11 protein-coding genes and 1 tRNA gene are annotated in these 10,351 nt (G+C 58.7%); all 12 read left to right on the forward strand.

Annotation, left to right across the window (positions count from 1 at the left end; all coding sequences use genetic code 11):
* Positions 1 to 5 precede the first annotated feature (5 nt).
* Entirely contained in the window at positions 6 to 617 is a 612-nt protein-coding gene (gene ruvA, locus BT199_RS17330) for a Holliday junction branch migration protein RuvA (protein ID WP_003193868.1), read from the forward strand.
* Positions 618 to 1,676 (forward strand): Holliday junction branch migration DNA helicase RuvB, encoded by a 1,059-nt coding sequence (ruvB, locus tag BT199_RS17335; protein WP_003193867.1) that lies wholly within the window; start codon positions 618 to 620, stop codon positions 1,674 to 1,676. It abuts the gene before it with no gap.
* A gap of 139 nt (positions 1,677 to 1,815) precedes the next feature.
* Complete coding sequence (gene ybgC, locus BT199_RS17340) at positions 1,816 to 2,271, forward strand: tol-pal system-associated acyl-CoA thioesterase (RefSeq protein ID WP_014719714.1); 456 nt, start codon at positions 1,816 to 1,818, stop codon at positions 2,269 to 2,271.
* A 1-nt stretch (position 2,272) separates the two neighbouring features.
* Positions 2,273 to 2,968, forward strand: coding sequence for a protein TolQ (gene tolQ / locus BT199_RS17345; protein WP_003193865.1), 696 nt, complete (start codon positions 2,273 to 2,275; stop codon positions 2,966 to 2,968).
* A gap of 23 nt (positions 2,969 to 2,991) precedes the next feature.
* Positions 2,992 to 3,444, forward strand: a complete 453-nt coding sequence (tolR, locus tag BT199_RS17350) for a protein TolR (protein ID WP_161793227.1) — start codon at positions 2,992 to 2,994, stop codon at positions 3,442 to 3,444.
* Positions 3,444 to 4,517: a cell envelope integrity protein TolA gene (gene tolA, locus BT199_RS17355; protein WP_003193863.1), complete on the forward strand. Its 1,074-nt coding sequence runs from the start codon at positions 3,444 to 3,446 to the stop codon at positions 4,515 to 4,517. Before tolR ends, tolA begins: the two co-directional genes overlap by 1 nt.
* Before the next feature lie 17 nt (positions 4,518 to 4,534).
* Positions 4,535 to 5,815: a Tol-Pal system beta propeller repeat protein TolB gene (tolB, locus tag BT199_RS17360; protein WP_032874245.1), complete on the forward strand. Its 1,281-nt coding sequence runs from the start codon at positions 4,535 to 4,537 to the stop codon at positions 5,813 to 5,815.
* A 55-nt stretch (positions 5,816 to 5,870) separates the two neighbouring features.
* Entirely contained in the window at positions 5,871 to 6,371 is a 501-nt protein-coding gene (gene pal / locus BT199_RS17365; RefSeq protein ID WP_003193861.1) for a peptidoglycan-associated lipoprotein Pal, read from the forward strand.
* 6 nt (positions 6,372 to 6,377) lie between these two features.
* A complete protein-coding gene (gene ybgF, locus BT199_RS17370; RefSeq protein WP_014719713.1) occupies positions 6,378 to 7,208 on the forward strand; it encodes a tol-pal system protein YbgF in 831 nt (276 codons plus the stop codon).
* A gap of 164 nt (positions 7,209 to 7,372) precedes the next feature.
* Positions 7,373 to 8,020: a 7-carboxy-7-deazaguanine synthase QueE gene (queE, locus tag BT199_RS17375; RefSeq protein ID WP_072435129.1), complete on the forward strand. Its 648-nt coding sequence runs from the start codon at positions 7,373 to 7,375 to the stop codon at positions 8,018 to 8,020.
* A gap of 123 nt (positions 8,021 to 8,143) precedes the next feature.
* A tRNA-Lys gene (locus tag BT199_RS17380) sits at positions 8,144 to 8,219 on the forward strand.
* A 399-nt stretch (positions 8,220 to 8,618) separates the two neighbouring features.
* Positions 8,619 to 10,340 (forward strand): ShlB/FhaC/HecB family hemolysin secretion/activation protein, encoded by a 1,722-nt coding sequence (locus BT199_RS17385; RefSeq protein WP_072435131.1) that lies wholly within the window; start codon positions 8,619 to 8,621, stop codon positions 10,338 to 10,340.
* Positions 10,341 to 10,351: the final 11 nt, after the last annotated feature.

Here is a 10,351-nt window from a genome sequence, read left to right on the forward strand (position 1 = left end):
GAACCGTGATTGGACGCTTGCGCGGCACCCTGGCTGAGAAACAGCCGCCGCACCTGATTCTGGATGTGAATGGGTTGGGTTATGAGCTGGAAGTGCCCATGACCACCTTGTATCGCCTGCCGTCGGTCGGCGAGCCGATAACCTTGCACACGCATTTAGTGGTGCGCGAAGACGCGCAACTACTCTATGGTTTCATCGGCAAGCGCGACCGCGATTTCTTCCGCGAGCTGATTCGTCTCAATGGCGTGGGGCCCAAATTGGCCCTGGCCTTGATGTCGAGCCTGGAAGTGGATGAGTTGGTGCGTGCTGTATCGGCCCAGGATACCTCGGCCCTGACCAAGGTGCCGGGCGTCGGCAAGAAAACTGCCGAGCGCTTGCTGGTCGAGCTCAAGGACCGCTTCAAAGCCTGGGAGGTGGTGCCGAGCATGTTCGCCCTGGTACCGAACCAGCCGGATATGCCGGCGGCCCAGGTCGCCAGCGCCGAAAGCGATGCGGTCAATGCGCTGATCTCCCTGGGCTACAAGCCTCAGGAAGCCAGCAAGGCCGTATCGGCCATCAAGGACAAGAACCTGAGCGCTGAAGACATGATTCGCCGTGCCCTGAAGGGAATGATTTAAGTGATTGAAGCCGATCGTCTGATCGCGGCCACCGGCCCGCGTGACCGTGAAGAAGTCCAGGACCGGGCCATCCGCCCGTTGAGCCTGGCCGAATACATCGGCCAGCCCACCGTGCGCGAACAGATGGAGTTGTTTATCCAGGCCGCGCGCGGGCGCAGTGAGTCCCTGGACCACACCTTGATCTTCGGCCCGCCCGGGTTGGGCAAGACCACCCTGGCCAATATCATCGCCCAGGAAATGGGCGTGTCGATCAAGTCCACCTCCGGCCCCGTGCTGGAGCGTCCTGGAGACCTGGCGGCGCTGCTGACCAATCTTGAACCCCATGACGTACTGTTTATCGACGAGATCCATCGGTTATCACCGATTGTCGAGGAAGTGCTGTACCCGGCCATGGAGGACTTTCAGCTCGACATCATGATTGGCGAAGGCCCTGCGGCCCGCTCGATCAAGCTCGACCTGCCGCCATTCACCCTGGTGGGCGCGACCACCCGTGCGGGCATGCTGACCAACCCGCTGCGAGACCGTTTCGGCATTGTTCAACGTCTAGAGTTCTATAGCACCGCCGATCTGGCGACCATTGTCAGCCGGTCGGCGAGTATCCTTGGCTTGCCCCTGGACCCGGAAGGCGCCTTTGAAATCGCTCGACGCGCTCGCGGTACGCCACGAATTGCCAACCGTTTGCTGCGCCGCGTGCGAGACTTTGCCGAGGTGCGTGCCAAGGGCCACATCACCAAGGCCGTGGCGGACCTTGCCTTGAACCTGCTGGATGTGGACGAACATGGTTTTGATCACCAGGATCGACGCCTACTTTTGACCATGATCGAGAAATTCGACGGTGGCCCGGTGGGCGTGGACAGCCTGGCCGCAGCCATCAGCGAAGAGCGCCATACCATTGAGGATGTGCTGGAACCGTACCTGATTCAGCAGGGCTACATCATGCGAACCCCGCGGGGCAGGGTGGTGACGCGTCATGCTTACCTGCACTTTGGGCTAAACATTCCGTCACGATTGGGAGAGATGCCCGTGGTAGACGAATTCCTCGATGCGGTAGACGATTAAAAAGCTTACGCCGGACGATTTATCTGAGCTTTGTGCTGTCCCAGTGTCTGGCGTCGTCATTTGATTCACTGCAAAAGCGTTCAGGAATGAAAAAACAGTTGCCCAGCCAATTGGCAACCTGAGGAGTAAGCACTAGAGTATGCGCGCGCAAAACGGGGATCAGTCGTTCGCACATCGCTGTCGCGTTTATTACGAGGACACCGATGCCGGCGGCATCGTTTATTACGTCAATTACCTGAAATTCATGGAACGGGCTCGAACCGAGCGGCTGCGGGAGTTGGGTTTTGCCCAGTCCGAGCTTGTAGGCGAGGACCTGTTATTCGTCGTGCATTCCAGCGAGGCGCGGTATTACGCGCCGGCGCGACTGGACGATGAGTTGCTGGTCAGCGCTGAAGTCATCGAATTGAACCGTGCCAGCCTGCGTTTCAAACAGCAGGTCAGGCGGGCCACGGATGCAACGCTGCTCTGTGAGGGGCAGTTCCTGGTGGCGTGTGTGCGCACCAACAGCTTGAAACCTCGGGCCATTCCCGAAACTCTACGCGCGGCCTTTGCCGCCGTGAGCGGCGCGGGTCAACAATCAAAGCAGGAGATTTAGCGTGGAACCTACCGTCGTCGACCATTCCTCCATGTGGAGCCTGGTCAGCAATGCCAGTGTCGTGGTTCAACTGGTCATGCTGACACTGGTAGCCGCATCGGTTACCTCTTGGGTCATGATTTTTCAGCGCAGCAACATGTTGCGCGCCGGTCGACGTGCCCTGGAGAGCTTTGAAGAGCGCTTCTGGTCGGGTATCGACCTGTCCAAGCTGTACCGCCAGGCCGGCAGCAACCCGGACCCGGATTCGGGCGTCGAGCAGATCTTCCGTGCCGGCTTCAAGGAGTTCTCGCGCCTGCGCCAGCAGCCGGGTGTCGATCCTGAAGCGGTGATGGAAGGTGTGGCCCGTGCCATGCGCGTGGCCATCTCCCGCGAAGAAGAGAAACTTGAGCAGGGCCTGCCGTTCCTCGCCACCGTGGGTTCCGTCAGCCCGTATATCGGCCTGTTCGGTACCGTATGGGGGATCATGAACTCCTTCCGCGGCCTGGCCCAGGCGCAGCAAGCCACACTGGCCACCGTGGCCCCGGGTATTGCCGAAGCCCTGATCGCCACCGCGATCGGCCTGTTCGCCGCTATCCCCGCAGTAATCGCCTACAACCGTTTCGCCGCAACCAGCGAAACCTTGATCGGCCGTTACTACACCTTCGCCGATGAATTCCAGGCGATCCTGCACCGTAAAGTGCACACCAGCGAAGAATAAGCAGGTAATTCCCAATGGCTTTAATCGCTCGAGCTCGCAAAAAGCGCAAGCCGGTCGCCGAGATGAACGTAGTGCCTTACATCGACGTGATGCTGGTGCTGCTGGTGATCTTCATGGTGACCGCGCCGATGCTCAACCAGGGCGTGAAGGTTGATCTGCCCAAGGTTTCCAGTGAAGCCTTGCCGCAGGACAACAACACTCAGGTCCTGACCATTTCGATCAAGGCTGACAAGACCTATTACTGGAACCTTGGCAGCGAAGTCGACACGCAAAAGCAGCAGGACAAGGCCCTGACGTTGCCGGCCATGACCGATGCTGTGACCAAGATCATTCGCTCCGGCAACGAAGGCGGCAAGCACACCCAGGTGTTTATCCGGGGTGACAAATCGGTCGACTACGGCTCCGTCATGGGCGCCATGGGCGGGCTGCAGAAGGCCGGCGTCGGTAACGTTGGCTTGATTACCGAGGCGCCCTGATGCAGCAACAGCGAGAGCCGTCCGCCTCGGAAAGCTACTTCTGGCCTGGCGTGTGGGCAATAGCCCTGCACGTCCTGGTGTTCGGCATGCTGTTTGTCAGCTTTGCCATGACCCCGGACCTGCCGCCAGCCAAGCCGATCGTGCAGGCGACCCTGTATCAGCTGAAATCGAAAAGTCAGGCCACCACCCAGACCAATCAGAAGATTGCGGGTGAGGCCCAGAAGTCGGCTGCGCGCCAGACTGAAGTCGAGCAGATGGAACAGAAGAAGGTCGAGCAGGAAGCGGTGAAGGCTGCTGCGGAACAAAAGAAAGAAGAGGCGGCTCAAAAGGCCGAGGAATCGAAAAAGGCTGACGAAGCCAAGAAAGCCGACGAGGCGAAAAAGGCTGATGAAGCCAAGAAAGCCGAGAAAGCTGCCGAAGCCAAAAAGGCCGAAGAGAAACAATTGGCTGATATAGCCAAGAAGAAATCGGAAGAAGAAGCCAAAAAGGCTGCCGAAGAAGAGGCCAAGAAAAAGGCCGCTGAAGAAGCCAAGAAAAAGATAGTCGAAGACGCGAAGAAGAAAGCCGCCGAAGACGCCAAGAAAAAAGCTGAAGCAGACGAGGCGAAGAAGAAAGTCGCCGACGAAGCGAAGAAGAAAGCTGCCGCCGACGCCTCCAAGAAGAAGGCCCAGGAAGCAGCACGCAAATCCGCCGAAGAGAAAAAGGCCCAGGCCCTGGCAGATTTGCTTTCCGACACGCCGCAGCGTCAGCAAGCCTTGGCCGATGAGCGTGGCGATGAAGTCGCGGGCAGTTTCGACGACCTGATTCGGGCGCGGGCAGCGGAAGGCTGGACACGTCCACCTTCGGCACGTAAAGGCATGACAGTAGTGCTGCAGATCGGCATGTTGCCGGACGGTACGGTGACTTCGGTCAGCGTGGCCAAGTCCAGTGGTGACGGTTCGTTCGACAGTTCGGCGGTTGCCGCGGTCAAGAATATTGGCCGGTTGACCGAGATGCAGGGAATGAAACCAAGTGACTTCGCTCCCTATCGTTCATTCAAGATGACATTCACACCTGAGGATCTAGCCTTGTGAGAAACCTTCTTCGAGGAATGCTTGTCGTTATTTGCTGTATGGCAGGGATAGCGGCGGCGGATGAAAAGAACATCCTGGTTACCAGCGGCAGTGATCGGGCCACACCGATTGCGGTAGTTCCGTTCGGTTGGCAGGGCGGCAGCGTGCTGCCGGACGACATGGCCCAGATCGTCAGCGACGACCTGCGTAACTCCGGTTACTACGCGCCAATTCCAAAAGGCAACATGATCAGCCAGCCAACCCAGGCCAGCGAAGTCATCTTCCGTGACTGGAAGGCCGTCGGTGCCCAGTACCTGATGGTCGGCAGCATCACGCCGGCCGGCGGTCGCCTGCAGATCCAGTACACGTTGTTCAACGTGGCCACCGAGCAGCAGGTGTTGACCGGCAGCGTATCGGGTACCGCCGAGCAACTGCGCGACATGGCCCACTACATCTCGGACCAGTCGTTTGAGAAGCTCACCGGTATCAAAGGGGCGTTCTCGACGCGCCTGTTGTACGTCACCGCTGAGCGCTTCTCGGTAGACAACACCCGCTACACCCTGCAGCGCTCGGACTACGACGGTGCACGTGCAGTGACCTTGCTGCAGTCCCGTGAGCCAATCCTGTCGCCGCGCTTCGCGCCGGATGGCAAGCGTATTGCCTACGTATCGTTCGAACAGCGTCGTCCGCGCATCTTTGTGCAGCACATCGATACTGGCCGTCGTGAGCAGATCACCAACTTCGAAGGCCTCAACGGTGCGCCAGCCTGGTCGCCGGATGGTTCGCGCCTGGCTTTCGTGCTGTCCAAGGACGGTAACCCGGATATCTACGTGATGAACATGGCCTCGCGTCAACTCTCGCGTGTGACCAGCGGCCCGGGCATCAACACCGAACCGTTCTGGGGTAAGGATGGTTCGACCATCTACTTCACCTCCGACCGTGGCGGCAAGCCTCAGGTCTACAAGGCAAATGTGAACGGCGGCGGTGCGGAACGTGTGACCTTTATTGGTAACTACAACGCCAACCCCAAGCTTTCGGCCGATGAAAAGACGTTGGTGATGATTCACCGTCAGGATGGTTTCACTAATTTTCGGGTTGCGGCCCAGGATTTGCAGCGCGGAACCGTAAAAATCCTTACAGATACCAACCTTGATGAGTCAGCCACTGTTGCGCCCAACGGCACCATGGTAATCTACGCCACCCGCCAGCAGGGCCGGGGAGTCTTGATGCTCGTGTCCATCAATGGACGCGTAAGGCTCCCACTTCCTACCGCACAAGGCGAAGTCAGAGAACCATCCTGGTCCCCTTACCTGAACTGACGCGGCGCTACAAAAAGAAGTACTTAACACACTGGGGTTCATTAGGAGTTTCACGATGGAAATGCTGAAGTTTGGTAAGTTTGCTGCTCTGGCTCTGGCTCTGTCCGTAGCCGTTGGTTGCTCCTCTAAAGGCGGCGACAATGCCGGTGAAGGCGCAGCTGTTGATCCAAACGCTGGTTACGGCGCCAACACTGGTGCGGTCGACGGCTCCCTGAGCGAAGAAGCTGCTCTGCGCGCAATCACCACTTTCTACTTCGAATACGACAGTTCGGACCTGAAGCCAGAAGCCATGCGCGCTCTGGACGTTCACGCCAAGGACCTGAAAGCTAACGGCGCTCGCGTTGTTCTGGAAGGTAACACTGACGCCCGTGGTACTCGTGAGTACAACATGGCACTGGGCGAGCGTCGTGCGAAAGCCGTTCAGCGCTACCTGGTACTGCAAGGTGTTGCTCCAGGCCAACTGGAACTGGTTTCCTACGGTAAAGAGCGTCCAGTTGCAACTGGCAACGACGAACAGTCGTGGGCTCAGAACCGTCGCGTCGAACTGCGTAAGTAATTCGTCATGCGAACGTGCCGTCGTGCTCTGACTGTATTGGCTCTCAGCTTCGCACCGCTTGCGGTGTGGGCTGCGGTTCCTGTAACGGATAGCAACTCAGGCTATAACAATAGCGGGAGCAGTTATCCGCCAGCAGGTTATGGCACGAACGGCGCCTATGCGGGGGGAGCGGCTACGTCCGCTCCCTCGGCACAGGGCGAGCTGTTCAACCAGCTGCAACGCATGCAGGATCAATTGGCCCAGCAACAAGGCGCCATTGAAGTGCTGCAGAACCAGGTGAACCAGCTCAAGCAAGAAGGCCTGGAGCGTTACCAGGATCTTGATCGTCGTATTGGAGCCGGTGTTGCACCTGCCGCTACTCCTGATAATTCTGCTGCCGGTGGCGCGCCAAGCGCCGCTGCCGGTGGCGCAGCAGCAGGGGCCGCCGCGGCTGCCCCTGCCGCCAGCAGTGAACCGGGTGATCCGGCGAAGGAAAAACTGTATTACGATGCAGCCTTCGACCTGATCAAGGCCAAGGATTTCGATAAGGCCAGTCAGGCCTTCACCGCTTTCCTGCGCAAGTACCCCAACAGCCAGTACGCGGGCAATGCCCAGTACTGGTTGGGTGAGGTCAACCTGGCAAAGGGTGATTTGCAGGGCGCGGGCCAGGCTTTTGCCAAGGTCAGCCAGCTGTACCCCAAGCACGCCAAGGTGCCGGACTCGCTGTACAAACTCGCTGACGTAGAACGCCGCCTGGGTCACACCGACAAGGTCAAAGGTATTCTGCAGCAGGTGGTTGCCCAGTATCCGGGTACCTCCGCGGCGCAGTTGGCCCAGCGGGACCTGCAACGCTTGTAAGCAATGCAGCCCGTTCAGAAGAAACCCGCGCTTGTCGCGGGTTTTTTCGTTAGAATCCACGCCCTTTTATGAAACACGCTTCCTGGGGTTGACGCGTTGGCGCAATCCCTTGAAGTGCCTGACGGAGGCGGACAGCCTGTTTAGCTGTTACGCCCGTGGCGACTATGCAAGACACATTACGTATTACCGAAGTCTTTTACTCGTTGCAGGGTGAAACGCGCACTGCTGGCCTGCCCACCGTATTCGTACGGCTCACCGGCTGCCCATTGCGTTGCCAATACTGCGACAGCGCCTACGCCTTCAGCGGCGGTACCGTGCGCACCCTCGACGACATCCTGGAACAGGTTGCCGGCTACCGGCCGCGCTACGTCTGCGTGACGGGCGGTGAGCCATTGGCGCAACCCAATGCCATCCCATTGCTCAAGCGGCTGTGTGACGCGGGGTACGAGGTCTCACTGGAAACCAGCGGCGCCCTGGACATCTCTGCGGTCGACCCGCGTGTCAGCCGAGTGGTCGACCTCAAGACCCCGGACTCCAAGGAAGCCCACCGCAACCGCTACGAGAACATCGACTTGCTGACGGCCAACGATCAGGTCAAGTTCGTCATCTGTTCTCGCGACGATTACGACTGGGCCACCTCCAAGCTGATCCAGTATGGCCTGGAGCGTCGTGCGGGCGAGGTGCTGTTCTCGCCCAGCCATCACGACCTGAGCGCCCGAGAGCTGGCCGACTGGGTAGTGGCGGACAACCTGCCGGTGCGCCTGCAATTGCAGCTGCACAAGTACCTGTGGAACGACGAGCCAGGGCGCTGATCAGGCGGCTGCGAGAGGCGTTCTACCCACCGAATTACCGTTCAAATGCGTTTTTTCTGATTTATTTAAAATAAGGTGTTGAATAATCCTTAGAAATCAGTATTATACGCGCCACCACACAGCGGGTCGTTAGCTCAGTTGGTAGAGCAGTTGGCTTTTAACCAATTGGTCGTAGGTTCGAATCCCACACGACCCACCATTTTTGGCGGTTTAGAAAATCCGGAAGGCCCACGTAAGTGAGGATTTCCGGGTTTTTTTTTGCCTGTCATTTGGCAGGCCCGAGCCGACGCTGAGTCATTCCTTGCTCAGATTCCGTCGCAGTCCAAAAAGCATTCCTTAAATTCAAATACTCATACGCGGACCGGCGCTGACCGATAGTCCGGTCGTTCGTGTGCGTGTTCAGTGCGTATCAAATCTGATACCGCTGGTCGGAAACCAACCCGGAACTTCAAACGAAATTCTCCCTGGTTGCTTGTTTTTTCTTTTTTTTCAGCCGCTTAAGAAGGTTTTAAGAAATTTCCTAAAGTGCAGTCGGTTTATTGGCGGGAGGGGCGGACGATGTTAGTTTGCCACCCTTCATAAATTCGATGGATCGAACATGTCTTCCCAACTGCCACGGACTCGGTATTCCCTGAGTATTGCCCTGCTTGCCTGCCTCGTTTCCCACAGCGTAATGGCGGCAACCCTCCCGGGTGATCAGGACTTGATCCGCGAGCGGCAAAATCGCCTGTTGGAAGATCAGCAGCGGCGCCTTGAACAGCTCAAAGAGCTGCCCGGCAAAGAGGCCAGGCCCGAAGCGCCGGCAGCCCCGGTGGACAGCCGTTGCTTCTCGATCCAGACCATTGAACTGCAAGGTGCCGAGCACCTGCCTGCCCCTGAACGCGAGCGTCTGCTCAAGTCGTACACCGATCAATGCCTGGGCGTCTCACAACTCAACGCCCTGCTCAAAGACCTCACCGACTTCTACATCGACAAAGGCCTGGTCACCAGCCGCGCCTACTTGCCGCAACAGGACATGTCCAAGGGGCACCTGCAAGTGCTGGTGGTGGAAGGCAAACTCGAAGGCGTGAAGGGCGCAGACAACAGCAAACTGTCGGACCGCGAACTGGCCATGGCCTTTCCCGGCAAAAGCGGCGAGATATTGAACCTGCGAGAAATCGAACAGGCCGTCGACCAGCTCAACCGTTTGCCGTCCAACCAAGCCCAAATGGAGCTGACCCCAGGCGATGCCGTCGGCGGCAGCTCGGTGCTGGTCAAAAACAACCCGCAAAAGCCATGGCGTGCCAGCCTGTCGCGTAACAACGATGGCCAGAAAAGCACCGGCGAACAGCAGTGGGGCACCGGCTTTGAATGGGACAGCCCGCTGGGCCTGGCCGATCAGCTGATTCTGCGCGGCGGCCATGACGCGGTCAGCGACCACCAGAAAACCTCCAAGAACGCGATGCTCTACTACAACGTGCCCTGGGGCTGGTGGAACTTCAGCTACAGCTACAACCAGAGCGACTATCGTTCGGTCGTCCAGGGCGACGGTTTCGACTTCAAGCAAACCGGTGACAGTGAAAACCATCAGTTGCGCGCTGAGCGGGTGATCCACCGTGATGCCGTGAGCAAGACGTCGCTCAACGTCGGCCTGTCCCACCTGCGCACCAACAACTACATCGAAGACAGCCGCCTGGCCGTCAGCAGCAATCGCCTCAGCGAGTTGCAGTGGGGCATCAACCACGGTCGGCGAGTTGGCAGTGCGTTTGTCAACGTTGACCTCGGCATGCAGGACGGCATCGGTTTGCTCGATGCCCAGGCGCAACATGAGCGCGATCAGAACGGCAATCGATTGGCCAATTCCCGCTACCGCAAATACACCGCCACCGTCAGCTACCTGCAACCCTTCACGCTGTGGGGCGAGTCGTTCAGTTTTACCAGCCTGGCCACCGGCCAACGCAGTGAAGACGTGCTGTTCAGCCCCCAGCGCATGAGCCTCGGCGGCTCGGCGTCGGTACGCGGCTACAAGGATCAGCAACTGACCGGCGACAGCGGCGGTTACTGGCGCAATGACCTGCGCTGGAGCCGCCCGGTGACCCTCGGTTGGCTGCGCCCGGTCTTCGGTGAATATGGTGCCAGCTTGGGCTACGACCAGGGCGTGATCCGCAATGGTCGCTACAACGGCGAAGTGCATGGCCGCGTCTCGAGTAACTCACTTGAGCTGTTCGCCCGCGGTAAATACCTCAGCACCAGCGTGACCTTTGCCCACTCGCTGGAACGACCGGCCGCGCTGCTTGAGCGTGAAGCACCGATCTACTTCCGCATGGATTTCTTCCTGTAATTCAACGCCCA

It is taken from the genome of Pseudomonas sp. NFR02 (assembly GCF_900119375.1).
GTDB lineage: Bacteria > Pseudomonadota > Gammaproteobacteria > Pseudomonadales > Pseudomonadaceae > Aquipseudomonas > Aquipseudomonas paracarnis.

Coding starts and splice junctions, on each gene's coding strand:
- ybgC (WP_014719714.1), top strand. CDS start 1,816: ATGCGCGCGCAAAACGGGGATCAGTCGTTCGCACATCGCTGTCGCGTT.
- tolA (WP_003193863.1), top strand. CDS start 3,444: ATGCAGCAACAGCGAGAGCCGTCCGCCTCGGAAAGCTACTTCTGGCCT.
- tolB (WP_032874245.1), top strand. CDS start 4,535: ATGCTTGTCGTTATTTGCTGTATGGCAGGGATAGCGGCGGCGGATGAA.
- pal (WP_003193861.1), top strand. CDS start 5,871: ATGGAAATGCTGAAGTTTGGTAAGTTTGCTGCTCTGGCTCTGGCTCTG.
- ybgF (WP_014719713.1), top strand. CDS start 6,378: ATGCGAACGTGCCGTCGTGCTCTGACTGTATTGGCTCTCAGCTTCGCA.
- queE (WP_072435129.1), top strand. CDS start 7,373: ATGCAAGACACATTACGTATTACCGAAGTCTTTTACTCGTTGCAGGGT.
- BT199_RS17385 (WP_072435131.1), top strand. CDS start 8,619: ATGTCTTCCCAACTGCCACGGACTCGGTATTCCCTGAGTATTGCCCTG.